Origin of the sequence: Streptomyces sp. WG7, from assembly GCF_049975785.1 — a bacterium.
In the GTDB taxonomy this organism is placed as follows: domain Bacteria; phylum Actinomycetota; class Actinomycetes; order Streptomycetales; family Streptomycetaceae; genus Streptomyces.
The window spans coordinates 387,296-412,626 of the sequence record NZ_JBNGGE010000001.1 but is presented as its reverse complement, the minus strand read 5'-3'; the positions used below and the strand labels follow the sequence as shown (position 1 = coordinate 412,626).

Below are 25,331 nucleotides of genomic sequence, written 5' to 3'. Positions count from 1 at the left end.
CCGGCAGGGTTCAGATCCCGCCCATCGGCTCGATGTCCACCCGTACCGGCGTCCCCCACACCCGCAGCACCTCGTAGTCCGTGAACTCGTGGACGAGGCGGTACGCCATGGCCGCGCGGGGTGCGCGCAGCTGGGCCGCGATGTACAGCTCGGCCTCGCGGCGGTCGCGGCGCGGGGTGCCGCACAGCTGCCACGCCTGCCCGTTCCACAGCTCGGGCAGCCAGCGCTGCTGGGGCTGCGGCCGGTCGCCGCGCACCCCGTACCGGGACTGGACCGGCTCGCCGGCGGTCCGGGCGGGGAGCGGGCCGCCGTTGTACTCGGTGCGGCGGGCGGTGCGGCGGCGGGTCTCGCACAGGAGGCACAGGTCGGGGGCGGCCTTGTCGACCGGGCCGTTCGGGTGCTCGGGACAGCGGGTGCTGGGGGCCGTCGTCGTGACGCTCTCCTCCAGCTGGTCCAGTGCGCGCTTCAGGTCCGCGCGGACCTCGTGCAGCTTGGCGTCCGGCGTGTCGGTGGTCAGGGCCTCGCCGTGCTCACCGAGGAGACGCAGGGCGCGGCCCAGGGCGGTCAGCTGGGCGTGGTTCATGTTTCCCAGAGTCGCACACGGTGCGGGCGGTGCCCTCGGGCAGACCGAAGAAGTACGTCGCCGCGAAGCCGACCAGATACCCGGTGAGCAGCCCGCCGCCGTACACCCCCGCCGTCACCGCCCAGCCGCCGCCGCCCGCGAGGAGCGGGAACAGCGCCCAGCCCGACGGGCCGATCGCCGTCGCCCCCACGTCGGTGCCGAGCATCGCGAACAGGCCGACGAAGGCGCCGCCCGCCGCCCCGCCCACGCAGGCGGTGAGGAAGGGACGGCCGAGGGGGAGGGAGACGCCGTAGATCAGGGGCTCGCCGACGCCGAGCAGGCCGGCCGGGAGCGCCGATCTGATCGTCGTACGGAGGGTGGTGTCGTGGCGCAGGCGGACGTAGACGGCCGCCGCCGCGCCGACCTGGCCCGCGCCCGCCATCGCGAGGATGGGGAGCAGGACGGTGTGGCCCTGCTGCTCGATGAGCGTGGTGTGGATGGGGATGAGGGCCTGGTGCAGGCCCAGCATCACCAGGGGGAGGAAGAGACCGCCGAGGACCAGGCCGGCCAGGGCGCCCGTCGTCGTCAGGAGCCAGTTCGCGGCCGTGCCGATGGCGGTGGCGACCTCGCCGGCCGCGTACATGAGGACGTAGAGGGTGACCAGGCCGGAGACCAGCACGGTCAGGGTCGGGGTGAGCAGGACGTCCAGGGTGCCGGGGAGGCGGGCGCGGCACCACTTCTCGACGCGGGTGCCGAGCATCGCGGCCGCCAGTGCGCCGAGGACGCCGCCCTGGCCGGGGGCGAGCACGGCGCCGAACGCCGTCACCTCCGCCACGCCCGGGTAGACGACGACGGCCGCGATCGCGCCGCCCAGCACGGGCGTGCCGCCGAACTCCTTCGCCGTGTTGTGGCCGACGAACACCGCGATCAGCGCCATGAAGGCGGAGGAGAGGGCGGCCAGGGCGGGCGTGATGCCGGGGAGCCAGCGCAGGTTCGTCAGCAGACCGGCGATGCCCGCGACGATCCCGCAGCCGATCAGGGCGGGGATGAGGGGGACGAAAATGTTCGCGACGCGGCGCAGGGCCGTCCTCAGCGGGGTCGCGTTGCGCTGCCTCTGCCGCGCCTTCAGCTCGGCGCCGCGCCGGGCGAGGGCGTCGGCGGTGCCGGTGGGAGTGTCCGTGGTGCCGGTGGGGGCGTCCGGCGAGCCGACGAGGGCGTCCGCCGGGTCGGTGGGAGTGTCCGTGGTGCCGGTCGGGGTGTCCGCCGGGTCGGTCGGGGCACCGGTGGTGCCGGCGGGGGCGTCCGCCGGGCCCGCGCCCGCGGTGGTCGTGCCGCCGTCACCGGCCGTCAGCAGCGCCTCGAACGCCTCCGTCACCCGGCCGACCACCCCCGGGCCCAGTACCACCTGGTACGAGTCGCCGTCCTCGACCACCCCGAGCACGCCGGGCAGCGCCCGCAGCGCCGCGTCCCGGACCCGGGAGCGGTCGGCCAGGCCCACGCGGAGGCGGGTCATGCAGTGGGCGACGGAGGTGACGTTCGCGGGGCCGCCGACCAAGGGGAGCAGGGCGGCGGCCGTGGCGGCGGGGTCCTTGCGGTGGTCCTTGTGGGGGTCCTTGTGCACTCCCCGAGCGTGCGGTCAGCCCTTCGCCGCCGCCAGCGCGGCGCGCAGGTGGCCGCCGGAGTCCTCCAGAAGGCGGGCGGCCGTCGGGCCGTCCACGTCGGCCAGCAGGGCCAGGATCGCGTGCTTGACCTCGCCGTCGGTGGCGGTCAGGGCGCGCTCGACGTCGTCGTCGGCGGCGCCGGTGGCGAGCGCGACGATACGGCGCGAGCGGGCGCGCAGCTTCTCGTTGGAGGCGCGGACGTCCACCATCAGGTTCCCGTACGTCTTGCCGAGGCGGATCATCGTGATCGTCGACAGCATGTTCAGGACCAGCTTCTGCGCCGTACCGGCCTTGAGACGGGTGGAGCCGGTGATCAGCTCGGGCCCGGTGACGACCTCGATGCCGTGCTCGGCGGCGGCGGCCAGGGCGCTGCCCCGGTTGCAGGCGAGACCGATGGTCAGGGCGCCGAGCGCGCGGGCGTGCTCGACGGCGCCGACGGCGTACGGGGTGCGGCCGGAGGCGGACACGCCGACCACCGCGTCGTCCGGGGTGAGGGCGAGGGCGTCCAGGTCGGCGCGGGCCAGCTCGGCCGAGTCCTCGGCGCCCTCGACGGAGGTGACCATGGCGTCCGGGCCGCCCGCGATGAGGCCGACGACCTGTCCGGGGGCGGTGTTGAAGGTGGGCGGGCACTCGGAGGCGTCCAGCACGCCGAGCCGGCCGGCCGTACCGGCGCCCGCGTAGACCAGCCGTCCGCCGCGCGCCATCCGGGCGGCGACGGCGTCGATCGCGGCGGCGATCTCGGGCAGCCGCTCGGCGACGGCGGCGGGCACGGCGGTGTCCTCGCCGTTCATCACCCGCGCGATGTCGAGGGTGGGCATCCGGTCGATCTCCGCGAGCTCCGGCCGGAACGCCTCGGTGGTCAGCGTCTCCAACTGGGAACGGAGGTCGGGGTGGTGGGGGGTTGCAGTCATGAAGCCGCTCTTTTCAACTTCGGTGTCCGTACTTACCCGGTGCCGCGGGGACCTACGGTCTCCCGCGATGCCCGTGCCGGTGCGCCAGCGCCTCGTAGGACGCGGCGAGAGCCGGCGCCGCCGACTCGTACGTCCGCTGCGCCACCCCCACGAACAGGCAGTCCACCACCAGCAGCTGACTGGTCCGCGACGACATCGCCGCCGGCCGCAGCTCGCTCTCCCGCGACGTGGACGTGGTCAGCACGTGGTCGGCGTACTGCGTGACGGGACTGTCGGGACGGCCGGTGATGGCGATGGTCGTCGCCCCGCGTTCGAAGGCGGCCCGCAGCGGTTCGATGACGTCGCCGGTCGACCCGGAGTGCGTGATCGCGAGGGCGACGTCCCCGGCGCGCAGCTGCACCGCGTTGGTGACGGCGAGGTGCGGGTCGCTCGGGGCGTGGGCTATCAGCCCTATCCGCAGGAGCTTCTGCGTGAGGTCCTGCGCGACCAGGCCGGAGGCGCCGATGCCGTACACGTCGGTGCGGCGGGCGGCGGCGAGCGCGGCGACGGCCGCGCCGAGCTGGACGGTGTCCAGTCCGGCGGCGGTGTCGGCGAGGGTCTGCTGCTCGTCGTAGGCCAGCTTGGCGACGACGTCGGCGATCGGGTCGTCGACCGCGATGTCGGTCGTGATGGCGGGCGAGCGGCCGGACTGCTGCTGGGCGGCGAGCCCGGCGAGCGCGAGGCGCAGGTCGCGGTAGCCGGGGTAGCCGAGCAGCCGGGCGGTGCGCACGACGGTCGCCTCGCTGGTGCCGGTGAGCTCGGCGAGCCCGGTGACCGTGAGCGCCGCGCAGCCCGCGGGGTCGCCCGCGACGGCCTCGGCGACCCGCTGCATGGAGCGGGTCATCGACGGTGCCAGCGTGCGCACCTTGGCCACCAGGGCGGCGGGTGCGGGAGGAGAGGCGAAAGTTTCCTTCACTTCATCGGTCACTCATGAAAGATATTTTCGTTTCGGTGCGGGGGTCAAGAGTGCGCACAATGGGTGCATGGACCCCATCAGCCCCCTGGAGCAGGCGCTGCACGCCGCGCGCGCCCTCGTGCTCGCCGACCTGGTGACGGGCCAGGTCGCCGAGCCGGACGTCGTCTCGCTGGTCGAGGAGTCCGTCGTGCAGCGGCGCTGGTGGGTCGAGCAGTGGCCGGAGGGCGCGGAGTTCGTGGCCGGACTGGTCGCGCAGGACGTGCAGGACGCCCTGCTGGAGCGGTACGGCCGCTGGCCGCTGTGCCCGGTGTGCGGCTCCGGCGACCCGCACGCGCTGGACGTCGAACCCGAACTCGGTCCCGACCCGCACTGGGTGTGCGGCAAGGCGGGCGTGAAGGTCGCGGCGGTCGGCTCGCTGGGCGGTGCCGTCGGCGGCACCCGCTCCTCGTGAGGACGGCCCGGTGACCGTCTACATCGACCCGCCGGCCTGGCCGGGCCACGGCCGCATGTGGTCGCACCTGGTCAGCGACGTCTCCTACGCCGAACTGCACGCGTTCGCCGAGACCCTGGGCGTGCCGCGCCGCGCCTTCGAACGCGACCACTACGACCTCCCCGCCCAGCGGTACGCCGACGCCGTGTCCGCCGGTGCGCTGGAGGTCAGCAGCCGCGAGGTGGTGCGGCTGCTGCACGGGGCGGGGCTGCGGCGACGCAAGGGCTCCGCTCGGCCGCGCTAGGGGGTGTCGTTTGGATCTTGCCGGGGTCGCGGGGTCTGGCACGCACATCTGCGGCGTTGTCGTCGGTTGCCAGGGCTCCGCCCTGTCGCCCTCCTCCGCCTTGCAGCTGCACGCACCAGACCCCGCTCGGGTCGATCGCAAGGCACCGTTGCCTGGAGCCGACCTGATCCAAACGACACCCCCTAGCCCTGCGGGCCCCGTAGCTCGTAGGCGAGTTGCTCCTCGTCACCGGCGACCCGGGTGAAACCGGCGCGGACGATCACGGCCTGGGAGGCGAGGTTGGCGGGCTCGGTCGTCGCGAACACGGACGTCACCTCCTCGCGGGCCAGCGCCCACGCGGACAGCGCCCGCAGGCCCTCGGTGGCGTAGCCGTGGCCGCGGGCGGCCTCGGCGAGGTCGTAGCCGATCTCCACCCGGCCGTCCTCGTCGGGCGGGCCGTGGAAGCCCATGCCGCCGACCGCGCGGCCGTCCTGGCGGCGCACGAGCGCGAACACGCCCCACTCCGGCCGGTGCGCGCCCGCCTCGTACGCCTTCAGCAGCATTCCGGCCGCGTCCCGGGTGCCCTGGTAGGGGCCGCCCCCGACCCAGTCGAAGCCCCCGTCGCCGCCCGCGGCCAGGTCGGTGGCGGCGGCCGGGGTGACGCCCTGGAGGGTGAGGCGCTCGGCCGGGACCAGCAGGTTGTTGCGCCAGCGCCACTCGGTGACCGGGGCGCGTCCGGGCAGTTCGCCGCGGCCGGTGGCCCACAGCAGGGTGCGCCAGGGGTCGGTACCCGGCCGGACGTGCGGGAAGATCCGGGCGAGGACGTCCGCGCACAGCCCGGCGGGCGGCTCGTAGGTGAGGCCGAGGCCCTCGGCGATGTCGTGCGTGTGCGCGAGGACCTCGGTGATGCCCATCGCGGCGAAACCCTCGCGGTTCGCGCTGCGGAAGGGGTACGGGTGGAAGGCGCGGACCTCGCGCGGCGTGGTGCGGACGGTCGCGGCGAGCAGCGCGCCGGTCGTCTCGATCACCTGGAGCACGTCCTCGTTGCCGGTGCCCTCGTCCAGGGTGATCTCGAAGGGGACGTACGCCTCGGTGGCGCGTCCGGCGAGCTGGCCCGCGTAGGCGATGAGGTCGCTCGCGACGTGCTCCGCCGTGTACCGGCAGCTCCACTCCAGGCGCCCGGCCCGCACCGTCTCCCAGTCCCGGCCGGCCGCCGTCCGCAGCAGCGCGACGGCGCCCGCGACGGCCTCTTCCACCTGTTCCCCGCCCATGCTCCGCATGCCGGGCAGGCTACGGGGCCGGGGCATCGCCCGGCGACAGCATTTCCAGCTCGCCGGTGAGGTTGTAGCGGGCGGTGGCCTCCCACTCCCGGCGCCCGTGCGGGGTGTGGAACAGGCGTGGCAGGCCGAGGAGTTGGCGCAGCACCGCGGCGCGGCCCTCGCGGAAGGCGTCGTTCGGCACGAAGTGGTACTCCTCGCGGACGGCCGCCGTGTACGCGGCGTACGCCGAGGGCGGCGAGGCGAGGACCGCTAGGTCCGCGTCGCACAGCACCTGCCCGTCCCGGTCGTCGTCGGCCGGGGCGTGGGTGACGGTGAGGCGGACCAGCCGGGCCACCTCGGCGGTCTTCCCCGCCGGGACCCCGGCCTCGGGCAGCGCGCGCTCGGCGAGGCGGGCCGAGCGCTCCTCGTTGGTGGACCGGTCGGGCAGGTACACCGCGTCGTGGAACCACGCGGCCAGCCGCACCACGTCCGGGTCGTCGGCGTACTCCTCCAGTACGTCGACGTGGTCCAGGACCGCGGTCAGGTGCGCGAGCGTGTGGTACCGCCGCTGCGGCTCGGACCACCGGCGCAGCAACTCGTCGGCGTACCGGTACGGATCCGGGTGACAGGCGCCGTCACGTGCCGGGAGGAGGGCGCGCAGCCAGCGGGAACGCAGGGCGTCGAGGTCGGCCATGCGGCCATTGTCACCGGTGCGCGCCGGTCCGGTGCCCCTGAGCTCCCTCGGGCAGCGGGACCCGTGTCGGGGGCGGCGGGGGAGCGCGGCGTGCGGAAGGCGGTCCCAGGCCGATGACCCCTCCTCGGCTGCGGGAGCCCGCAGGAGTCCGCTGGGGCGTGCTGAGCCTGCCGGAACGCCGACCGCAGGGGCGGGGCCGCCCCTAACGTGGGGTCCATGACGACTCCTGCGGATGTGCACGACGTACGCGACCCCGAGCTGCCCGGGCGGCTGCTGGCCACCGAACGCGACGAGCTGGTGCCGCTGCTGCGGTCCCGGGCGGACGGGGACTTCGCGCTGCCGGTGGCCGCGTGTCCGGGCTGGACCGTGCGGGACGTGCTGGCGCACTGCTCCAGTGCGCTGACGCGGGTGGTGGAGAACCGCTTCGAGGACGGCGTCTTCTCGCCCGAGTCGAACGACCGCGACATCGCCGAACGCGCCGACTGGACGAACGCCCGGGTCGTGGACGAGCTGGAGCGCGGCATGACCGAGGCCGGTCCGGTGATCGTCCGTGCGGGTGGTGCCCTGGACGGCCTCGCGCTGGGCGAGTGGGTGCACGCGGGTGATGTCCGGGTGGCCCTCGGCGAGCCGGGGGCGTACGCGGGGCGCGGGCTGCCGGACGCGCTCGCGCTGCTGGCCGCGGTCACCCGCGACCGCGGCCACGTGCCGCTGCACGCCGACCTCGACGACGTGGACGAGCCGCTGAAGCTGGGCGAGGTGAGCGGTGAGCGGCCGCCGGGGCGGTTCATCGGGGACGCCGCCACGCTCGTACGGCTGTACGCGGGCCGGCCCGTGGACGGCACGGCCGGGTACGAACTGGCCGGGGTGACGGCGGCGGAGCTGAACCTCTTCGGCGGCTGAGCGGCCCGCCCGGAACGAGGGGGAGCCCCGGCCGGTCGTCTGGGCGTAGTCTTGGATTGGACTAGACCTGTAGCAGGCCGACGAATGGGGTCCCATGAGCAAGCGTGCAGTCCTGGAGGTGATCGCCCTCGACGTCGAGGACGCGGTCGCCGCCCAGGCCGGAGGCGCCGATCGCCTCGAACTGGTCACCGACATGGCGGCCGACGGACTCACCCCGTCGACCGCGACCGTCGCCGCGATCCGCGCCGCCGTCGACATCGACGTACGGGTCATGCTGCGGCTCGCGGACGGGTTCGCCGCCGGGGACGTCGAGCGGCTGGCACGGGTCGCCGGGGAGATGCGGGAGGCCGGGGCCACGCAGTTCGTGCTGGGGTTCCTCGACGCGGACGGCGACGTGGACCTCGGTGCGGTGGAGCGGGTCGCCGGGGTGCTGGAGGGATGCCGGTGGACGTTCCACCGCGCGATCGACCGCGCCGCGAACCGGGACGCCCTGCGCAAACAGCTCGCGGACTTCCCGGGCCTGGACACCTATCTGACGGCCGGGGCGGCCGGCGGGGTGGACGACGGGCTGACCGTACTGCTCGCCGAGGCCCGGCGGCGCGGGGAGCCGGGGTACGAGCAGCAGCTGCTGGTCGGGGGCGGCCTGCGGCTGGACCATGTGCCGGGGCTGCTGGACGCCGGAATCGACGGCTTCCACATCGGCGGCGCGGCGAGGCCCTCCGGGTGGGACGGGCCGGTGTCGGCACAGGCGGTCGCGGAGTGGCGCGAGGTACTCGGGCGCTGAGCGCCGTCGAGCGGCTGCCTGCGGTGCCGCTTGTGGGGTGAGCGGTTGCCTGCGGTGCCGCTTGTGGGGTGAGCGGTTGCCTGCGGTGCCGCTTGTGGGGTGAGCAGCTGCCCGCGGTGCCGCGCGCGGGGCAGGACGGCGCCGCCCGGCGCGAACGGGGCGCCTCCCGGGCCGTTCGCACGCGGGGAGGCGCGACCGCCCGCGGTCAGGCCAGCTGCGGCGGCAGCCCCGCCCCGTGCGTCACGATCAGCCCCGACACCGCCCGGGTCAGCGCCACGTACAGCCGTCGCAGCCCCGTCCGCTCGTCCGGTTCGCCGTCGACCACGGCCTGCGGCTCGTCCAGGACCACGTAGTCGTACTCCAGGCCCTTGGCCAGCGAGGCCGGCACCAGGGTCAGGCGAGTGGCGTGGGTCGTCTCCTCGCCCGGCCCGACGAAGCCGATCCCCGCCGCCTCGAGAGCCTCCGCCAGCCGCGGCACCCGCGCGTCGGCGGCGATCAGGCCGACCGAGCCCTCGCGTTCCAGCAGCTCACGGCAGGCGGACAGTACTTCCGCGATCCCGGCCGCCGTCCCTTCCGCGATCCCGGCCGCCGTCCCTTCCGCGGTCCCGTCCGCCTTCCCGTCCGCGATCCCCTCCGCCTTCCCGTCCGCGGTCGCCCGGATGTCGAAGAAGCCCGGGTTCTCACGGATCGACGCCACCGGCGTCAGGCCCGGCGCGATGTGCGGCAGCAGCCGGGAGGCGTACGCGATGACGTCCGTCGGCACGCGGAAACCGGCGGTCAGCTCCTCGACCACGGCGTCGCCCTTGCCCAGGTGCGCCAGCGCCTCGCCCCAGCTCCGGGTCGCCCACGGCGTGGTGCCCTGCGCCAGGTCGCCCAGCACGGTCGCCGAACCGGTGGTGCAGCGCCGGCCCACCGCGCGGTACTGCATCGGGGAGAGGTCCTGCGCCTCGTCCAGGACCACGTGTCCGAGGGAGTGGGTGCGCTCGATCAGGTCGGTGGCCTCGTCGATCAGCACGGCGTCGGCGGGCGACCACTTGGCGGACCTCACGGAACGGGCCGGCTTCGCCCACAGCACCGCCTTCCGCTCCTCCTCGGTGAGGACGCCCTCGGAGTGCTCGGCGAGGAAGTCCGCGTCCGAGAGGAGCCGCAGCACGAGCTTCGCGGGCTCGACCTGCGGCCAGACGGTCTTCACCACCGCCTTCACGGCGGCGTCGCGCGCCACCGCGTTCTGCACCCGGTCGTCCGGCGCCTCGCCCGCCCGCTCCATCTGCACCAGCACGGCGTGCGCGATGCGCTGCGGGAGGGCCTCGCGGGCGGCGCCGTAGCGGATGTCGCGGGCGAGCAGCTCGCGGACGATCTCCTCCAGCTCGTACGCCGCCACCCGCCAGCGGCGCGAGCCGCGCACCACGACGACGCCCTCGGTGGGCAGGGTGACGTGCGAGTAGAGGGCCCTGCGCAGCACCTCCGCCATCCGCGCGTCGCCCTTGACCACCGCTGTCGCCGCCTCGTCCGTGCCGCGCACCTCGACGTGCGCCACCAGGTCGTCGACGGTGGCCTGCCGGACCGTCAGCTCACCCAGGGCCGGGAGCACCTGCTCGATGTAGTGCAGGAAGGACTTGTTCGGCCCGATGACGAGGGTGCCGGTGCGGGCGAGGCGCTCGCGGTGGGCGTAGAGGAGGTAGGCGACCCGGTGCAGGCCGACGGCGGTCTTCCCGGTGCCGGGGCCGCCCTGCACGCAGACCGATCCGGCCAGCCCGGCGCGCACGATCTCGTCCTGCTCGGGCTGGATGGTCGCCACGATGTCCCGCATCGGGCCGACGCGGGGCCGCTCGATCTCCTGCTGGAGCAGCTTGCTGGTGGTCGCGGCCTCGTCGGGGTCGGACAGGTGCTCGTCCTCGTACGCCGTGAGCTCGCCGCCGGTGTAGCCGAAGCGGCGGCGCAGGGCGACGTCCATCGGGTTCTTCTTCGACGCCTGGTAGAACGGCTGCGAGACCGGCGCCCGCCAGTCGATCACCATCGGGTCGCCGTCCGCGTCGTGCACGTGCCGGCGTCCGACGTGCAGTGTCCGATAAGCGGCCTCCGGCCGCGGGCGCTCCCCCTCCCCGCCCTCCGCCTGCTCCGCCCCCGGGGCGTGCAGGTAGTCGAGCCGGCCGAAGAACAGCGGGGTCCCGCTCAGGTCGGCGAGCGCCTTGATGCGCTCCTCGATCTGGCTCTCCAGCACGGCGGCGTTGACCCAGTTCGCGGTGACGTCGGTGATGTCCAGGGACTCGACGTCCTCGCGCATGGCACGCAGGGCGGAACGGGACGCGGCGAGGTGGGAGCGCTCTTTGGACAGAGGGTCGTCGTGGTCGGGCGTGGACAAGGGGGTGCCTCCGGGTGACCTGCGGTGCGGTGGGCGCGGGCTGCGCGCGGTGGGCCGACCGGTTTCCGTCCGGACGGCGGCACTCCCGTGGGGAGGCGGGCAAGAGCGGAGATTCTAGGGAGCGGGGGCCGCGCGGGCCAAATGGTTTTACGTCCCCTAGGGGTCGGGGCCCTCCCACCTGAGGGGGCGGCGTCCGTCCGGAGGAGTACGGAACGGGGGCGGGGGTTGGCCCCGCAGACCGATGCCGGTACGGGGGCCGCGGTCGCACCATGGAGACATGAGCGCAGTAACCATCTCCCCCCTTCCGGCTCCGGGCCGCGCGTCCGGTGCCACGCCCGTGGCCGGCAGCCACCGGCACCGGCTCGGTGACGCCCTGCGCGCCGTCAGGGTGTTCGCGGGCGCCGCCTTCGACGTGGTCGTCCTCGGCGAGTACGGCGAGGAGGCCGGCGTCCGCCGCCGGTGACGCCGCGCTGCCCGCCGGTGACGCCGCGCTGCCCGCCGGTGGCGTCCGCGTCGCTCGCCGGTGACGCCGCGTCCGCCGCCGCGCGGACTGAGTACGCACGCGTGCCGGTCTGAGTACGCACGCCGGTGCGCGGGGCACGCCCGCGCGGCTTGACTGGCCGCATGAACCCACAGCACCCCACGGCATGGCCGCCGTACCCGGCCGCCTGGCGGGACCCACGGGAGCAGCGGGACCGCACGGCGTGGATCGCGCCGACCGTCGCCACCGTGCTCCTGACGGTTCTGGTACCGGCGGCCGCGTTCCTCGGCCTGCTGTCGGTCATGGCGACCGACAGCTGCGGCACCGACTGCTCGCGGGCGCTGACGACCTCGCTGACGCTGATCTACGGGACCCTGTTCTTCGGCGCCTTCCTCACCCACGGAGCCTGGGTCACCGCCTGGGCGCTGCCCTGGACCCGGCGCTGGTCCGCCCTGCGGATCTGGATGGCCGCGCTGTCGCTGCTGCCGCCGGTGTTCGTCCTGATCCTGGTGTTCACCCTCCCCGGGGCCTGACCGTCCCTCCCCGGGGCCGGGCCTGACCCGGCCGGGGTGTCCGCTCAGCTCTCCGCCAGCAGCTCGTCCGCGTCCACGATCCGGTACGCGTAACCCTGCTCCGCCAGGAAGCGCTGGCGGTGGGCGGCGAAGTCCTGGTCGAGGGTGTCGCGGGCGACGACCGAGTAGAAGTGCGCCTGGTGGCCGTCGGCCTTGGGGCGCAGGACCCGGCCGAGCCGCTGGGCCTCCTCCTGCCGGGACCCGAACGTGCCCGACACCTGGATGGCGACGGTCGCCTCCGGCAGGTCGATGGAGAAGTTCGCGACCTTCGACACGACGAGGACGCTGATCTCGCCCTGGCGGAAGGACTCGAAGAGCTTCTCCCGCTGGGCGTTGGACGTCTCGCCCTTGATGACCGGCGCGCCCAGGTGCTCGCCCAGTTCGTCGAGCTGGTCGATGTACTGGCCGATGACGAGGATCTGCTGCCCGGCGAAGCGCCGCACGATCGCCTCGGTCACCTTCCGCTTCGTCGCGGTCGTCGCGCAGAAGCGGTACTTCTCCTCCGTCTCGGCGGTGGCGTACGCGAGGCGCTCGGAGTCGGTGAGGTTGACCCGGACCTCCACGCAGTCGGCGGGCGCGATGTAGCCCTGCGCCTCGATCTCCTTCCACGGGGCGTCGAAACGCTTCGGCCCGATGAGGGAGAACACGTCCGACTCACGGCCGTCCTCGCGGACCAGGGTCGCGGTCAGGCCGAGCCGCCGCCGCGCCTGGAGGTCGGCGGTGAACTTGAAGACCGGCGCCGGCAGCAGGTGCACCTCGTCGTAGACGACCAGCCCCCAGTCCCGGGAGTCGAACAGCTCCAGGTGCGGGTAGACACCCTTTCGCTTCGTCGTCAGCACCTGGTACGTGGCGATGGTGACGGGACGGATCTCCTTCTTCGTCCCGCTGTACTCGCCGATCTCGTCCTCCGTCAGGGAGGTCCGCTTCAACAGCTCGTGCTTCCACTGCCGGGCGGAGACGGTGTTCGTCACGAGGATCAGGGTCGTCGACTTGGCCTGCGCCATCGAACCGGCCCCGACCAGCGTCTTCCCGGCGCCGCAGGGGAGCACGACGACACCGCTGCCGCCGTGCCAGAAGTTCTCCACCGCCTGCTTCTGGTAGGGCCTCAGCGCCCAGCCGTCCTCGGCCAGCTCGATGGGGTGCGCCTCGCCGTCGACGTACCCGGCGAGGTCCTCGGCGGGCCAGCCCAGCTTCAGCAGCGTCTGCTTGATCTGCCCGCGCTCGGAGGGGTGCACGGCCACCGTGTCGGGGTCGATGCGATTGCCGACCAGCGGCGCGATCCGCTTCGACTTCAGCACCTCCTCCAGCACCGGGCGGTCGGTGGTCGTCAGGACCAGACCGTGCGCCGGGTGCTTGGAGAGGGTGAGGCGGCCGTAGCGGTCCATCGTCTCGGCGATGTCGACGAGCAGCGCGTGCGGCACCGGGTAGCGGCTGTACTCGACGAGCGCGTCCACGACCTGCTCGGCGTCGTGGCCCGCGGCCCGCGCGTTCCACAGGCCGAGCGGGGTCACCCGGTAGGTGTGGATGTGCTCCGGCGCCCGCTCCAGCTCGGCGAACGGCGCGATGGCCCGGCGGCAGGCGCCGGCCTGCTCGTGGTCGACCTCGAGGAGCAGGGTCTTGTCGGACTGGACGATCAGCGGACCATTCACGGGCGGCACCCTTTCGCGCGCGTACGGCCGACAGCGACTGGACGGATCGGCCAAACGTCCAGTGTGCCTGATCGGGCCGCCCGGGCAGCCGGGCTACCGGAGAGTGAGGTTGTTGATCAGTGGGCCCTCCAGGGCGATCCCCTCCGTGACCAGGGACTGGACGCCGCTGACCGGCGGGGGCAGGGGCAGCGGCAGCGCGGCGGCCTTGGGAGCGAGCGCGCCGAACAGCGCCGCGGCGGTGATCAGTGCGGCGACGGAGACGGCGACGGCGTTGCGGGCGGCGGAGCGGGTGGCGGAGCGGTCGTGATCGGGAAGCTCGGAACGCATGGGGGTGTCCGGCCTTTCAGGGGGAGTGATCAGGAGAGGAGGGCCCGTGGACCAGGAGAGGAGGGCCGTGGATCAGAAGAGAGGGGCTGTGGATCAGAGGGCCGTGATCAGGGGTGGAGGCCGTGATCAGGGGAGGGGGGCGATGGGGGGAGGAGACGATGGGGGGGGGAGCCCGGAGCGGGCGGAGGCGGGCCGGGCCCAGGGGGGCTGGGGACCCGGCCCGCCGACGGGGACGCTGATCGGGGGGATCAGCGAGGGATCAGAGGACGGTCAGAGGGTCAGGCCTCCGCCGAGGTCGATGCCGACCGCGGCGGCCTCGGCGGCGAACGCCGCGACGAGGGCGGCGGTGGAGGTCAGGACGGTGGCGACGCGGCGAACAGCGGTACGCATCGGGTTCTCCCTTTCGGTTGGTTTGCAGGGCACCCGGTGGCTGCCCGACCGTCCGCGAACCGATGCGGAATATGAAAAAAGCTCCCTCTCAGGTGCGAATCACCCGGCGTGGCGTGCATGAGTCACCGCGTACGCCCGAAAGTGCGCATCCGAGCGGAATCACGGCCGGGCGCGCGTAAAACCCGGGGGGTCATGTCACCGCAGACCACGCCACCCGTCGCGTCACGTGGTGTCGTCGGCGAGTTCGGCCACGCCGGTGATCCGGTGCAGCGGATAGGTGAGCACCTCGTCCGCCGTGTGGTCGTACGCCGTCACGAAGCCCCCCTCGACCCGGATCGGGGCGATGACGCGCTGGCTGGCGGCGCCCTCGGCGTTCACGTAGCCGATCCACAGCGCCTCGCCGGTCATGACCGCCGCCTGCACGGTGGCGAGGGTCTCGGCGGCGGAGGTACGGGGCAGCTCGCCGCCCGCGGCCGGGGTGTCGCCCGCCCCGCCGGAACCCGCCCCGCCTCCGGAACCCGTCCCGCTACCGGATCCCGTCCCGCTACCGGAGCCCGTCCCGCTACCGGGGCCCGGCTTGCGCGGGGCCGTGGCGGCCAGGTCGCCGGCCCGGACGGCGCGGATCGCCGCCGCCAGGAGCGTGTCGTCGGGGACCGGCGGACCGTCCGGGACCGGCTCCGGTGCCGTCCGCGGCGGCGTGCGGTGGGCGTCGGCGCGGGCGATCAGCACGTCGCCCGCGGCGGACTCGGCGGCCGGCGCGAACCCCATCGCGCGCAGCCCCTCCAGCAGCGCCGCCGGGTCGGCCTGCGCGGCCAGCACGGTCGGCGCGAGGCGGCGCAGGCCGAGGCCGGCGGCCCGCTTGTCGGCGAGGATCTCGTCCAGCGTCGCGTCGTCGTCGCAGCGCACGTACGCCGAGGCCGCGCCCACCCGCAGCCGTCCGTGCCGCCGGGCCACGTCGTCGATCAGGTAGGTGAGCGGCTGCGGCACCGGCGTACGGGAGTGCCGGGCGAGGAACGCGTGCAGGTCCGCGGCCGTCTGCCCGGAGTCCAGTGCGCGGCGCACCGAACCCGGCGTGAACCGGTAGACGGTCGCCCCGCCCTTGGACTCCACGTCCGCGAGCATCCCCAGCAGGCCGGCCAGCTCGGGCTCCAGGGGCCCCGGCGCCACCGCCGTCAGGTCGGCCTGGAGCAGCACGTGGTCCAGCGGTTCGGGCAGCAGCGGCGCGAGCAGCCGGGCGGCCCTCGCGGTGGCGGTGGCCTGCTCGGCGGGGGGCCGGGGAGCGGGCGTGGACGGCGTGCGGTGGTGGACGGGGAGCCGGTCGCCGGGGCCCTGGGGCGGCTCGGGCGTCCCGGGTGCCTCGGGTGCCTGCGCCGGGCGGGACGGCTCGGGCGCCCCGGTCAGTGCCCGTCCCGGCGCCGCCAGCGCGCCGCGCCCGGTGACGCCCAGCAGCTCGGCCTCGGACAGCGTCCAGCGGGCCAGCCGGGTGCGCAGGTCGTCGTCCTGGCCGTCCCGCCCGTCCCGTCGCGGGCCGCGCAGCGGGCGCTCCCAGCGCAGCCGGGCCAGCACCGACTCCTCGGTGGGCGAGGCACCCTCGGGCAGCCCCGCCAGCAGGGCCAGCACCCGGTGCCGTACCTCCGGCGCCGCCGAACGGTCCAGGTTGGGGCCCAGCGCCGAGAGCGTACGGTCCTTCGCGTCCCGCCCCCCGACCACACCCGGCGTGCGGGTGGACGTCAGCCACGTCCCGGCGAGCCGCGCCCAGCGTTCCGCGGGGGGCAGCTCCCGCCACTCGTCGTACGCCGGGGTCACCGCGTACCGCTCGTCGGCCTCTCCGTCGGAGGCGATGAGTCCGGCCGCGTAGGCCAGTTCGACCCAGAACGCGGCGACCGGTTCGGGCACGTCCAGGGCGACGGCCGTCCGCTTCAGGTCGCGCACGCTCAGCCCGCCGGCCCGCAGCACCGCCGGACCGCCCTCGTCCCACTCCTTGAGCAGTTCCTCGACGGTCGCCAGCGCCGCCAGGGCCTGCCCGGCGGCGGTGGCGTCCACCACCTGTGGACGGTGCGTGGCGGCGGCCTCCACCGGCGGCGGCACCGGCTCGGGCGTGCGGTGCGCCCGGCCCCCGCGCAGGTGCAGGGCGACCTCGCGGGGCAGGACGACCGTGCCCGGCGCGGTCGGCAGCAGCAGGCCGCGCTCCAGCAGCCGGCGCAGGTGCGGCGCGGGATCGTGGGTGACCTGGCCGTAGGGCGGGCCCCACACCAGCCGGTCCAGCACCTCCCGGGACTCCTCGGGCAGGCCGGCGAGGAGCACCGCCATCCGCGGCCGGTCGGCGAACAGGGCGCCGAGCGCGGACACGGCGGACACGGAGTCGTGGGTCGAGGGCAGGCCGACGGTGGCGAGGACCTCCTGGATCCGGCCCGGTGACATCCCCGCCGTGGCCTCCCGCACGGTGGGGCCGAGCCCCGTCGGGGAGGGGTGCTGCGGGGACGGCGCGAGCAGCTCGCGTGCGGTGCGCACCAGCCGCAGCCGGTCGTCGGCCCCCCACACCAGGGCCTGTTCGCGCAGTACGGCGAGGGCATGGGGGAGGGCCGCGGCGACCGCCGGATCGCCCTCGTCCCCGGCCATCAGACGGAGCAGCTCGGCGTAGGACGCCGGGTCCGCCGCCACGGCCAGCGCCTCCGCCGTCTGCAGCGCGAACCGGTCCAGCCGCTCCAGCGCCCGTACGACCGACGCGCGGGTGCCGGCGCGGGTGGCGAGCTGCGTGAGGTCCGTGGGCACGGGGGTGATGAGGTCGGGACGGCTGCGCAGGAGGGCGGCCAGCGAGACGTCGTCCCTGGCGCGGAGCGCCTCCGCGAGGGACCGGGGGGCCGCGGACTTCTCCTCGGTGCTCATCCGGCCCACGTTAGCGGGTGGGTGTGACGGCGGGGTGCGTGTGCGGCGGTGCGGTGCGCGTCCTCCGCGCCCGGGGGGATTCGGTACCTTCGTCCGACGGCGTACCACAACACACCGCCCCGGAGGGCTCCGTGGGGATCGAGAGCGACCAGGTCGTCTACGAGTATCTGAGCCGCGTCGGCGACGTGGCCCAGCAACGGCAGCTGCCGTCGGCCACGCGCATGCGGCTGGTCTCCGAGCTGCGCAACGAGATCGACCGGCACCGTGCCAGGACCACCGTGGACAACCCCGCCGCCGTGCGCCGCATCCTGGACCGGCTCGGCAGCCCGGACGACATCGTCGACGCGGCGGGCGGTGTGGGCGGCGCTAGCGGTGTGACCGGTGCCGGTGGTGCCGGTGGTGCCCCGCGGCCGTCGGTGCCGCGGTCCGCCTCCGTGCCCGCGCAGCCGGAGGGCGAGCCGCGGAAGGAGGACGGCGGGTCGCGGAAGGCGGACGGCGGGACACGGAAGCAGGAGGGCGAGCCGCGGATGGCGGAGCGGCTCAAGGGGCTGCGGCGCGCCGTACCGCGCCCCCGCCCTCGCCCCGCCACGCCCGAGTCCGAGTCCGAGCCCGCGCCGGCCGCCCTCCCGCCGCACCGGGCGGGCGCGCACGAGCTGGGGGACGGCAGCGCCACGCGGCCGGACTGGTGGCGGACGGACAACGGCCCGTTCGGGGGCGGCGGCGACAGCGTGCCGGGTTTCGTCGGCGGTGTGGAGATCCCGGAGCTGCTCAGGCCCCCGCCGAGGAACGAGGACGAGACGGGCGGGCCGGCGAAGAACAACGGGACGGCCGGGAGGACGGAAGCCGAGGCAGTGGAGGAGGCCGCGGAGCCGGTCGCCGGGAAGGCGGGCGGGGCACCGCGCCGCCGCCTGCCCCGGCTGTGGCCCGAGGGCGGCTGGAACAACCCGCTGCTGCTGCTCGCCGCCGTCCTGCTGGTCGCCGGCGCGGTCGTCGGCAGCCTCATCCCGATGGGCCTCGGCTGGGGGATCGTCTACCTCTCCCGCCGCCTGACCCCGGCCCAGGTGAAGTGGGCGGTACTGGGCCTGCCCGGCACGGTCGCCGCCGCCGGCGTCGTCTGGCTGTGGGGCCGTACGGAGGGCCGCTGGGGCGACCCGGTCGCCGAGGGCCACATGAGCGACGCCGTCGCCGACACCTGGCCCTGGGTCCTGCGCGCCGCCGCCGTCGCCACGGCCCTGTACCTCCTCCGGCGCTCCCGCGGCCCGCGGGCCTGACCCGCCCCGGCCGAGGACAGGTACCCGACCGGGCCCGACGCCCGGCCGGCCCGATGCCCGGCCGGCCCGATGCCCGGCCGGCCCGATGCCCGGCCGGCCCGACGCCCGGCCGGGATCCGACCCGCCCCGGCCGGCTCCGTCGGCCCTCCCGGCACAATGGGGGCCATGGCCTCCACGACCCGTCCCGCGCCCACCGTCGGCTTCGACCTCGACATGACGCTGATCGACTCGCGCCCCGGCATCCGCGCCTGCTACCTGGCGCTGACCGAGCGGACGGGGACGTTCGTCGACGCCGACCTGGCCGTCACGCGCCTCGGCCCGCCGCTGGAGGAGGAGCTGGCCCACTGGTTCCCGGCCGAGGAGATCGCCGCCACCGCCGACCTCTACCGGGAGATGTACCCGGCGTACGCCGTCGCCGCCACGCCCGCGCTGCCCGGCGCCCGGGAGGCCGTCGACGCCGTGCGCGAGGCCGGCGGACGGGCGATCGTCGTCACCGCCAAGTACGAGCCGAACGCCAAGCTGCACCTGGCGCACCTCGGCATCGGGCCGGACGCGGTGATCGGCGACCTGTGGGCCGAGCAGAAGGCCGTGGCGCTGCGCGAGCACGGCGCGGACGTGTACGTCGGCGACCACATCGGCGACGTACGCGGCGCCCGCGCCGCCGGTGCCCTCGCGGTGGCGGTGGCCAGCGGGCCGTGCAGCGCCGGGGAGCTGCGCGCGGCCGGCGCCGACGTCGTCCTCGGCGACCTGACGGAGTTCCCGGAGTGGCTCGCGGCCTACCGCGACGGTGAGGGCGACGGCGACGCCGAGGGGCTCGACGCGGCGCGGGCCTGACGCCGGCCCGCCGCGATCGACTGGAACACCCCCGCACCGGCGATCAGGAAGCCCACTCCCATCAGCATGCTCAGAACGAACATGTAGGTGGGAAAGGGCGTCGTCCCCAGGAACAGCGGGGCCACCGTGACCAGAGTGGCCACGGTACCGATGAAGAAGACGATCGCACCGGCACGGATCAGTCGGTCACCGGGCGCGGCGGAATTCGTTTGGGTTTTGTCACGCACCCGACCAGGGTAGTTCCCAGGCCTGGAGAACGACCGGGGGACGTCTTGTCACCGGCCTGAAGACCATTAGCCTTGGTACCGGCGGGTCCGGACGACCCGCCCAAGTGCTATCAAGAGCCGTTTCCGAGCAGTTTTCCGACGAGTACGAGGACGAGGACAGACGTGCCTACCGGCAAGGTCAAGTGGTTCAACAGCGAGAAGGGCTTCGGCTTTCTCTCCCGCGACGACGGCGGTGACGTCTTCGTCCATTCCTCGGTCCTTCCCGCCGGAGTCGAGGCGCTGAAGCCGGGCCAGCGCGTGGAGTTCGGCGTCGTCGCCGGGCAGCGCGGTGACCAGGCCCTGTCCCTGACCCTGCTGGAGCCGGCCCCGTCGGTGGCGGCCGCGCAGCGCAAGAAGCCGGACGAACTGGCCTCCATCGTCCAGGACCTGACCACCCTCCTGGAGAACATCACCCCGATGCTGGAGCGGGGCCGCTACCCCGAGAAGGCCGCCGGCAAGAAGATCGCCGGCCTGCTCCGCGCGGTCGCCGACCAGCTGGACGTCTGACCCCGCGCCTCACCCGCTACGGAAAAGCCAGCGCGTCCGGGCCGAGGGCCGGTACCAGTCCCTCGGCCGCCGCGCGGGTCAGCAGGCCACGGACCGCCGCGTAGCCGTCCTCGCCGAGCCCGGCCGTGAACTCGTTGACGTACAGCCCGATGTGCTGGTCGGCGACGGCCGGGTCCATCTCCTGGGCGTGCTCCATGACGTACGGCCGGGACACCTCCGGGTCGTCCCAGGCCGCGCGTACGGACGCGACGACCGAGTCGGCGAGGCGGGTCAGCGTCTCGGCGCCCAGCGACCGCTTGGCGATGATCGCGCCGAGCGGGATCGGCAGCCCGGTGGTCCGCTCCCAGTGCTCGCCCATGTCGGCGAGCTTGTGCAGCCCGTAGTTCTGGTACGTGAAGCGCGCCTCGTGGATCACGAGCCCCGCGTCGACCTTCCCGTCGCGCACGGCCGGCATGATCTCGTGGAACGGCATGACGACGATCTCGCCGACCCCGCCGGGCACGGTGTCCGCGGCCCAGAGGCGGAACAGCAGGTAGGCCGTCGAGGTCTCGCTCGGCACCGCGACGGTGCGCCCGCGCAGGTCGGCGTCGGCCTCCCGGGTCAGCACCAGCGGCCCGCAGCCCCGGCCCAGCGCGCCGCCGCAGGGGAGCAGGGCGTACTCGCCGAGGACGTACGGCAGTACGGCGTACGACACCTTCAGCACGTCGAACTCGCCACGCTCGGCCATGCCGTTGGTGATGTCGATGTCCGCGAACGTCACGTCGAGGGCGGGGGCGCCGGGGACACGGCCGTGGGCCAGGGCGTCGAAGACGAAGGTGTCGTTGGGGCAGGGGGAGTACGCGATCCGCAGGGGCTCGGTCTGCGAGGGCTCAGTCGTCATGTGGGTTCCAACTCGTGAGGACGGGTGCGAGCTTCCCGAAGGCGTCCGTCAGGGCCGTGAGCGCGTCGCCGATGCGCCAGGCGGCGCGGTCGCGCGGGCCGACCGGGTTGGAGACCGCGCGCAGCTCCAGCACGGGCACCCCGTGCGCGGCGGCGGCCTCGGCGACGCCGAAGCCCTCCATGGCCTCGGCCAGCGCGCGCGGGTGGCGGGCGCGCAGCAGCGCGGCGCGTCCGGCGGTGCCGGTGACGGTGGAGCCGGTCAGGACGGTGCCGGGGCGGGCCCCGGTCGCGGCGGCGACCGCGCGGACGAGCCCGGCGGGCGGGTGGTGGGTGACGGCGCCGAAACCGAGGTCGGTGACCGGCAGGAAACCGTCGGCCGTCTCGGCGCCCAGGTCGGCCGCGGTGATCTCGTCGGCGACGACGAGCGAGCCGACGGGCGCGTCCGGGGCGAAGCCGCCGCCGATGCCGGCCGAGACGACCAGGCCGTACGGGGCGCCGTCGAGGGTCGCCGCGGTCAGGGCGGCGGCGGTGGAGGCGGCGGCGAGGGCGGGGCCGACACCGGCGGCCAGCAGGTCCGGGCCGCCCGGGAGCCGGTGGAGCCGCGCCCCGGGCAGCGGCACCTCCGTGCCCGGCCGGGGGAACGCCCGGGCCACCGCGTCCCGTTCGACGGGGACCGCGGTGGCCACGAGGACGCGCACGGGGGACGTGGTCAGTCGTCCTTCTTCAGCTTGAAGGACCACAGACCGGTGGCCGCCTCGCTGTCGTCCTTGCCGTCGCCGGCCTTGATGGTGACCAGCGTCGAGTCGCCCTGGGCACCGTACTGGGCGTTGAAGAACACGCTGCCCGGCACCGTGCGGTAGGTGTTGTCCGTGTCGTCGACCAGCTGCTGACCGTTCATCAGGATCGTCCAGCGCTTGTCCGCGAGGTCCGGGTCGACGCCGAAGCGCACGGTCTCGTCGGGGTCGACGGCGATGGACTCGACGTCGTCGTCCTGCAGGCACTTCTGGATCTCGGCGGTCTCCAGGACCTTGTCCTCGCCACCGCAGGTGGCCTCGGAGCTGACCGAGTCACTGCCGACCGTGACCGTGGCCATGGGCGTCGGCTGGTCACAGGCGGACAGCAGGAGCAGTCCGGCGGATACGGCGCCGGCGGCGGCGACGGCGCGGCGGCGTCGCACAGCGGATTGCAACGTGGTCATGGGCGAAGGCTATATGGCGCCCCCGGTCCGCCCCCCACCTGGGTACGGCGTGGCGTGATCACGCCACCCACGGTCGCCCACCCCGCGGTCGCCTCACCCACGGCCGCGCCACCCGGCCGCCGCCCGTGATGGCGGCGCCTGGGCCACGCCGCCCGCGGGTCGCGCCGCTTGTGGTCGCCTCATCCGTGGTGGCGCCGTCTGGGTCGCGCTGCCCGTGGTCGCCTCATCCGTGGTGGCGCCGTCTGGGTCGCGCTGCCCGTGGTCGCCTCATCTGCGGTGGCGGCGCCTGGGTCGCGCTGCCCGTGGTGGCGCTGCCTGCGGTCATGCCACCTGCGGGTCGCGCCGCCTGGGGTCGCGCCGCCTGTGGTCGCGCCACCCGCGGTCGCCTCATCCGGTCCCGCCGCCCGTGGTGACACCCGTGGTCACGCCGCCCGCGTTCACGCCCCCGCGGGTCGCGCCGACGCGGTCACGCCACCCGCGGGCGTGCCGGGCCCCCGCGCCGGGCCGAGTCGATCAGGCCCCGTACGGTCGTCAGCCAGCCGGCGGCGACGATCGCGGCGGCCACCGACAGGCCCAGCGTGCCGTTCAGCGGCAGGACGATGCCGACCGCCCCGCCGAGCACCCAGGAGACCTGGAGCAGCGTCTCCGAGCGCGCGAACGCCGAGGTGCGGACCTGTTCGGGCACGTCCCGCTGGATCAGCGCGTCCAGGGACAGCTTGGCCAGCGCCTGCGCGAACCCCGCGACCGCGGCCAGACACGCCACCAGGACGGTGCTGAAGAACACCGCGGCCGTGACCGCCGTGCCCAGCACGACCGCGACCACCGTCACGATGATCATCTCCGGCGCCCGTGACCGCAGCCAGGCCCCGACCGCGGTGCCCAGCGCGTTGCCCGCACCGGCCGCGACGCCCACGATCCCCAGCGACACGGCCGCGCTCTGCCCGGACAGCGGATGCACGCGCAGCAGGAAGGCCAGGAAGAAGATCAGGAATCCGGTCAGGCAGCGGATGCCGGCGTTGGCGGCCAGCGCGTGCGTCACCGCCGGGCCGACCGTGCGCAGCCCGGGGCGCTTGTCCGGCCCGCGCAGCGGACCGTGCAGCGGTCCGTGCAGATGGTGTTCGTCGGCCGCGAGCAGCGCCCGGTCCTCACCGCGCGCCGAGTCCACCTTCGGCGGCAGCGTGAACGACAGGACGGTGCCCACGACGAAGATCACGAAGGCGCCGTACAGGGGCCAGCGCGGCCCGATCTGCTGGAGCCCCGCCGCGATCGGCGCGGCGGCCCCGGTGGCGAGCAGCCCGCACAGCGTGACCCGCGAGTTCGCCTTCACCAGGGAGAAACGGGGCGGCAGCAGCCGGGGCACCACCGCGCTTCTGACCACGCCGTACGCCTTCGAGGCGACCAGCACGCCGAGCGCGGCCGGGTACAGCCCGATGCTGCCGCTGACGACCGCACCGGACAGCACCAGCGCGAGCAGCGCCCGGGCGCCCATCGCCGCCGCCATCGCCGCGCGCCGGCCGTGCGGCAGGCGGTCCAGGAGCGGACCGATCACCGGCGCGAGAAGCGTGAACGGGGCCATGGTGATGGCGAGGTAGAGCGCGACCCGGCCGCGCGCCTCGTCGGTGGGGACGGAGAAGAAGACGGTGGAGGCGAGCGCGACGGTGATCATGACGTCGCCGGCGCCGTTCACCCCGTGCAGCTCGATCAGCTTGCCGAGACCGGACTCGCCGGCACCGTGCGCGTGCGTCGCCCGGCGGATGCCGCGCACCGTTGTGGTCACCGGCAGCCGCAGCGCGCGGCCGAGCGCTCGGAACCGGGAGCCGGGGCCGCGCCCCCGGCTCCCGCCCTTGAACTCCGTCCGTGCGGCTGCCACCCCGTCATAGTGCCCCGAGAGCGGGGGCTATAGCGTCTGTACGGCACGGATGGCGGTGAACGAGTCGGGTGACACCACCGGGGAACGCCGGGTTCGTACCCCGCCGAAACTCCCGTCGGTGTAGGCCCAGCGCACCTGAGCAGGTAGCGTGCCTAGCGCGCCGTGGCGAACGTTCTCGGCCGCGCGCCTTACGGGCATCCCGCAGAATGGATGACGTAGGTGTGCCCGAGCGCGATCGGGCGCGGACGTCGACGCGGTCCACAGGTCCGCTCCGTCCGCCCCTCGCAGGCAGCGGCGCACTCGTGAGACGGCGTATGGAGAGAAGCGATACCTGTGAGCGCAGCGACAACGCGAAGCCGCACCCCTGACCGTCTGTGCGCCGAGGCCATCGACCTCGCCCGCGCGGCAGCCGAGGAGGCCGCCGCACCCGGCGTCGTCGGCGAGCACGCCGGGCTGGTGTCGGAGGGCGACCGGGTCGTCACGCACTACTTCGCCTGCAAGGAGCTCGGGTACCGGGGCTGGCGCTGGGCCGTCACCGTGGCCCGCGCCTCCCGCGCCAAGATCGTCACGGTGGACGAGGCGGTGCTGCTGCCCGGCCCGGACGCGCTGCTCGCCCCGGAGTGGGTGCCGTGGAGCGAGCGGCTGCGCCCCGGTGACATGGGCCCCGGCGACCTGCTGCCCACCGACGCGGAGGACCTGCGGCTGGAGCCGGGCTGGACCGGCGAGGACGAGCCGCCGCCGAACTCCGCCGTCTCCCACGAGATGGCCGACCTCGTGGAGGCCGAGGACGCCGAGGTCACGGCCGGACCGCCCGCCGAGCTGTCGGTCGTCCCGGCCCGCGGCACGATCTCCGCGGTCGCCGAGGAGCTGGGCCTGCGCCGTACGCGGGTGCTCTCCCGGTACGGCCTGCACGTCGCCGCGGACCGCTGGGAGGAGGGCTACGGCCCGAAGACCGCGATGGCCCAGGCGGCCCCCGCGTCCTGTGTGAGCTGCGGCTTCCTGGCGCGTATCGGCGGCTCGCTGGGGCAGGCCTTCGGGGTGTGCGCCAACGAGTTCTCCCCGGCGGACGGCCGGGTGGTGTCGCTGGCCTACGGGTGCGGCGGGCACTCGGAGGCCGCGGTGATGCCGAAGCCGCCGCAGCCGGCTCCGCCGGTGATCGACGAGACGCGGGTCGACCCGTTCCCGTTGCGGCCCGCGCCGGACTCCGGGTCGGTTCCGGTGGCCGAGGACGAGGCGGCCGCGGAGCTCGGGCACTCGTAGGGCGCGCCGGTGACGGTGGTGCGGGCGCGTCGTGGCTCGCGCCCCCGGGGCCGCGCCCCGGACCCCCGCCGGCCCTGACGGCCTCGTTCCCCGGTCGCCGGACGGGCCGAGTGCTCACCGGTCGGGCGGCCCGGCCGCCG

Annotated in this window: 25 protein-coding genes; 10 read left to right on the top strand and 15 right to left on the bottom strand. The window is 74.9% G+C overall.

The annotated features are described in order from the left end of the window. Positions 1-10: 10 nt before the first annotated feature. Genes ACP4J0_RS01855 through ACP4J0_RS01840 form a run of 4 tightly spaced genes read right to left on the bottom strand, consistent with a single transcriptional unit; the run spans position 11 to position 4,101 of the window. Positions 11-583, bottom strand: a complete 573-nt coding sequence (locus tag ACP4J0_RS01855; RefSeq protein ID WP_426596815.1) for a hypothetical protein — start codon at positions 581-583, stop codon at positions 11-13. Next, positions 531-2,183: a PTS transporter subunit EIIC gene (locus ACP4J0_RS01850; RefSeq protein WP_426596814.1), complete on the bottom strand. Its 1,653-nt coding sequence runs from the start codon at positions 2,181-2,183 to the stop codon at positions 531-533. The genes ACP4J0_RS01855 and ACP4J0_RS01850 overlap by 53 nt, the downstream gene beginning before the upstream one ends. A gap of 15 nt (positions 2,184-2,198) precedes the next feature. Continuing rightward, positions 2,199-3,134, bottom strand: coding sequence for an N-acetylmuramic acid 6-phosphate etherase (murQ, locus tag ACP4J0_RS01845; protein WP_426596813.1), 936 nt, complete (start codon positions 3,132-3,134; stop codon positions 2,199-2,201). 52 nt (positions 3,135-3,186) lie between these two features. Next, entirely contained in the window at positions 3,187-4,101 is a 915-nt protein-coding gene (locus ACP4J0_RS01840; RefSeq protein WP_426596812.1) for a MurR/RpiR family transcriptional regulator, read from the bottom strand. Between the two features lie 55 nt (positions 4,102-4,156). Here ACP4J0_RS01840 and ACP4J0_RS01835 point away from each other — a divergent pair, with 55 nt between their 5' ends. After that, on the top strand, positions 4,157-4,540 hold the full coding sequence (locus ACP4J0_RS01835; protein WP_426596811.1) for a hypothetical protein: 384 nt from the start codon (positions 4,157-4,159) through the stop codon (positions 4,538-4,540). A 10-nt stretch (positions 4,541-4,550) separates the two neighbouring features. Then, positions 4,551-4,823 carry a DUF4031 domain-containing protein gene (locus tag ACP4J0_RS01830; RefSeq protein ID WP_426596810.1) on the top strand — a complete coding sequence of 91 codons (273 nt, stop codon included), beginning with the start codon at positions 4,551-4,553 and terminating at the stop codon, positions 4,821-4,823. A 182-nt stretch (positions 4,824-5,005) separates the two neighbouring features. Here the strand turns inward: ACP4J0_RS01830 and ACP4J0_RS01825 are convergent, their stop codons facing one another. Next, positions 5,006-6,082 carry a GNAT family N-acetyltransferase gene (locus ACP4J0_RS01825; protein ID WP_426596809.1) on the bottom strand — a complete coding sequence of 359 codons (1,077 nt, stop codon included), beginning with the start codon at positions 6,080-6,082 and terminating at the stop codon, positions 5,006-5,008. Between the two features lie 10 nt (positions 6,083-6,092). Further along, positions 6,093-6,755, bottom strand: coding sequence for an HD domain-containing protein (locus tag ACP4J0_RS01820; protein ID WP_426596808.1), 663 nt, complete (start codon positions 6,753-6,755; stop codon positions 6,093-6,095). Positions 6,756-6,971: 216 nt separating this feature from the next. Here ACP4J0_RS01820 and ACP4J0_RS01815 point away from each other — a divergent pair, with 216 nt between their 5' ends. Next, positions 6,972-7,655 carry a maleylpyruvate isomerase family mycothiol-dependent enzyme gene (locus ACP4J0_RS01815; RefSeq protein WP_426596807.1) on the top strand — a complete coding sequence of 228 codons (684 nt, stop codon included), beginning with the start codon at positions 6,972-6,974 and terminating at the stop codon, positions 7,653-7,655. 94 nt (positions 7,656-7,749) lie between these two features. Beyond that, entirely contained in the window at positions 7,750-8,439 is a 690-nt protein-coding gene (locus ACP4J0_RS01810) for a copper homeostasis protein CutC (RefSeq protein ID WP_426596806.1), read from the top strand. Between the two features lie 205 nt (positions 8,440-8,644). Here ACP4J0_RS01810 and ACP4J0_RS01805 read toward each other — a convergent pair whose 3' ends face one another. After that, complete coding sequence (locus tag ACP4J0_RS01805) at positions 8,645-10,801, bottom strand: HelD family protein (protein ID WP_426596805.1); 2,157 nt, start codon at positions 10,799-10,801, stop codon at positions 8,645-8,647. 277 nt (positions 10,802-11,078) lie between these two features. Between ACP4J0_RS01805 and ACP4J0_RS01800 the strand changes: the two genes are divergently transcribed. Together ACP4J0_RS01800 and ACP4J0_RS01795 are read left to right on the top strand one after the other, a co-directional pair. Next, entirely contained in the window at positions 11,079-11,264 is a 186-nt protein-coding gene (locus ACP4J0_RS01800) for a hypothetical protein (protein WP_426596804.1), read from the top strand. 161 nt (positions 11,265-11,425) lie between these two features. After that, positions 11,426-11,815, top strand: coding sequence for a hypothetical protein (locus ACP4J0_RS01795; protein WP_426596803.1), 390 nt, complete (start codon positions 11,426-11,428; stop codon positions 11,813-11,815). A 44-nt stretch (positions 11,816-11,859) separates the two neighbouring features. Here the strand turns inward: ACP4J0_RS01795 and ACP4J0_RS01790 are convergent, their stop codons facing one another. The 3 genes from ACP4J0_RS01790 to ACP4J0_RS01780 all read right to left on the bottom strand — a co-directional run bounded on the left by ACP4J0_RS01790 (position 11,860) and on the right by ACP4J0_RS01780 (position 17,106). Further along, a complete protein-coding gene (locus ACP4J0_RS01790) occupies positions 11,860-13,503 on the bottom strand; it encodes a DNA repair helicase XPB (protein WP_426596802.1) in 1,644 nt (547 codons plus the stop codon). Positions 13,504-13,596: 93 nt separating this feature from the next. Beyond that, positions 13,597-13,830, bottom strand: coding sequence for a hypothetical protein (locus tag ACP4J0_RS01785; protein WP_426596801.1), 234 nt, complete (start codon positions 13,828-13,830; stop codon positions 13,597-13,599). A 612-nt stretch (positions 13,831-14,442) separates the two neighbouring features. After that, positions 14,443-17,106, bottom strand: coding sequence for a helicase C-terminal domain-containing protein (locus tag ACP4J0_RS01780; RefSeq protein WP_426596800.1), 2,664 nt, complete (start codon positions 17,104-17,106; stop codon positions 14,443-14,445). Positions 17,107-17,237: 131 nt separating this feature from the next. Between ACP4J0_RS01780 and ACP4J0_RS01775 the strand changes: the two genes are divergently transcribed. Then, a complete protein-coding gene (locus ACP4J0_RS01775) occupies positions 17,238-18,377 on the top strand; it encodes a hypothetical protein (protein WP_426596799.1) in 1,140 nt (379 codons plus the stop codon). Between the two features lie 165 nt (positions 18,378-18,542). After that, positions 18,543-19,211 carry an HAD family hydrolase gene (locus ACP4J0_RS01770; RefSeq protein WP_426596798.1) on the top strand — a complete coding sequence of 223 codons (669 nt, stop codon included), beginning with the start codon at positions 18,543-18,545 and terminating at the stop codon, positions 19,209-19,211. Here the strand turns inward: ACP4J0_RS01770 and ACP4J0_RS01765 are convergent. Beyond that, positions 19,154-19,438 carry a hypothetical protein gene (locus ACP4J0_RS01765; protein WP_426596797.1) on the bottom strand — a complete coding sequence of 95 codons (285 nt, stop codon included), beginning with the start codon at positions 19,436-19,438 and terminating at the stop codon, positions 19,154-19,156. The two genes, ACP4J0_RS01770 and ACP4J0_RS01765, sit on opposite strands and share 58 nt — an antisense overlap. 162 nt (positions 19,439-19,600) lie before the next feature. Here ACP4J0_RS01765 and ACP4J0_RS01760 point away from each other — a divergent pair, with 162 nt between their 5' ends. Next, positions 19,601-19,984, top strand: a complete 384-nt coding sequence (locus tag ACP4J0_RS01760; RefSeq protein ID WP_426596796.1) for a cold-shock protein — start codon at positions 19,601-19,603, stop codon at positions 19,982-19,984. Positions 19,985-20,000: 16 nt separating this feature from the next. On the opposite strand, the gene ACP4J0_RS01755 is transcribed toward ACP4J0_RS01760, so the two are convergent. The 4 genes from ACP4J0_RS01755 to ACP4J0_RS01740 all read right to left on the bottom strand — a co-directional run bounded on the left by ACP4J0_RS01755 (position 20,001) and on the right by ACP4J0_RS01740 (position 23,931). Beyond that, a complete protein-coding gene (locus tag ACP4J0_RS01755; RefSeq protein WP_426596795.1) occupies positions 20,001-20,864 on the bottom strand; it encodes a 1,4-dihydroxy-6-naphthoate synthase in 864 nt (287 codons plus the stop codon). Next, entirely contained in the window at positions 20,854-21,561 is a 708-nt protein-coding gene (locus ACP4J0_RS01750; protein ID WP_426596794.1) for a futalosine hydrolase, read from the bottom strand. The genes ACP4J0_RS01755 and ACP4J0_RS01750 overlap by 11 nt, the downstream gene beginning before the upstream one ends. Positions 21,562-21,572: 11 nt before the next feature. Next, entirely contained in the window at positions 21,573-22,061 is a 489-nt protein-coding gene (locus ACP4J0_RS01745; RefSeq protein ID WP_426596793.1) for a DUF2771 domain-containing protein, read from the bottom strand. A 466-nt stretch (positions 22,062-22,527) separates the two neighbouring features. Continuing rightward, positions 22,528-23,931: an MFS transporter gene (locus ACP4J0_RS01740; protein WP_426596792.1), complete on the bottom strand. Its 1,404-nt coding sequence runs from the start codon at positions 23,929-23,931 to the stop codon at positions 22,528-22,530. Positions 23,932-24,264: 333 nt separating this feature from the next. Here ACP4J0_RS01740 and ACP4J0_RS01735 point away from each other — a divergent pair, with 333 nt between their 5' ends. Further along, positions 24,265-25,191, top strand: coding sequence for a DUF3027 domain-containing protein (locus ACP4J0_RS01735; protein WP_426596791.1), 927 nt, complete (start codon positions 24,265-24,267; stop codon positions 25,189-25,191). The last annotated feature ends 140 nt before the right edge of the window (positions 25,192-25,331 follow it).

Excerpts from the sequence above, each read along its gene's own strand:
- ACP4J0_RS01795 (WP_426596803.1), top strand. The coding sequence starts at position 11,426 with ATGAACCCACAGCACCCCACGGCATGGCCGCCGTACCCGGCCGCCTGG.
- ACP4J0_RS01825 (WP_426596809.1), bottom strand. The coding sequence starts at position 6,082 with ATGCGGAGCATGGGCGGGGAACAGGTGGAAGAGGCCGTCGCGGGCGCC.
- ACP4J0_RS01820 (WP_426596808.1), bottom strand. The coding sequence starts at position 6,755 with ATGGCCGACCTCGACGCCCTGCGTTCCCGCTGGCTGCGCGCCCTCCTC.
- ACP4J0_RS01785 (WP_426596801.1), bottom strand. The coding sequence starts at position 13,830 with ATGCGTTCCGAGCTTCCCGATCACGACCGCTCCGCCACCCGCTCCGCC.
- ACP4J0_RS01855 (WP_426596815.1), bottom strand. The coding sequence starts at position 583 with ATGAACCACGCCCAGCTGACCGCCCTGGGCCGCGCCCTGCGTCTCCTC.
- ACP4J0_RS01770 (WP_426596798.1), top strand. The coding sequence starts at position 18,543 with ATGGCCTCCACGACCCGTCCCGCGCCCACCGTCGGCTTCGACCTCGAC.
- ACP4J0_RS01745 (WP_426596793.1), bottom strand. The coding sequence starts at position 22,061 with ATGACCACGTTGCAATCCGCTGTGCGACGCCGCCGCGCCGTCGCCGCC.
- ACP4J0_RS01810 (WP_426596806.1), top strand. The coding sequence starts at position 7,750 with ATGAGCAAGCGTGCAGTCCTGGAGGTGATCGCCCTCGACGTCGAGGAC.
- ACP4J0_RS01800 (WP_426596804.1), top strand. The coding sequence starts at position 11,079 with ATGAGCGCAGTAACCATCTCCCCCCTTCCGGCTCCGGGCCGCGCGTCC.
- ACP4J0_RS01815 (WP_426596807.1), top strand. The coding sequence starts at position 6,972 with ATGACGACTCCTGCGGATGTGCACGACGTACGCGACCCCGAGCTGCCC.
- ACP4J0_RS01780 (WP_426596800.1), bottom strand. The coding sequence starts at position 17,106 with ATGAGCACCGAGGAGAAGTCCGCGGCCCCCCGGTCCCTCGCGGAGGCG.
- ACP4J0_RS01835 (WP_426596811.1), top strand. The coding sequence starts at position 4,157 with ATGGACCCCATCAGCCCCCTGGAGCAGGCGCTGCACGCCGCGCGCGCC.
- murQ (WP_426596813.1), bottom strand. The coding sequence starts at position 3,134 with ATGACTGCAACCCCCCACCACCCCGACCTCCGTTCCCAGTTGGAGACG.
- ACP4J0_RS01755 (WP_426596795.1), bottom strand. The coding sequence starts at position 20,864 with ATGACGACTGAGCCCTCGCAGACCGAGCCCCTGCGGATCGCGTACTCC.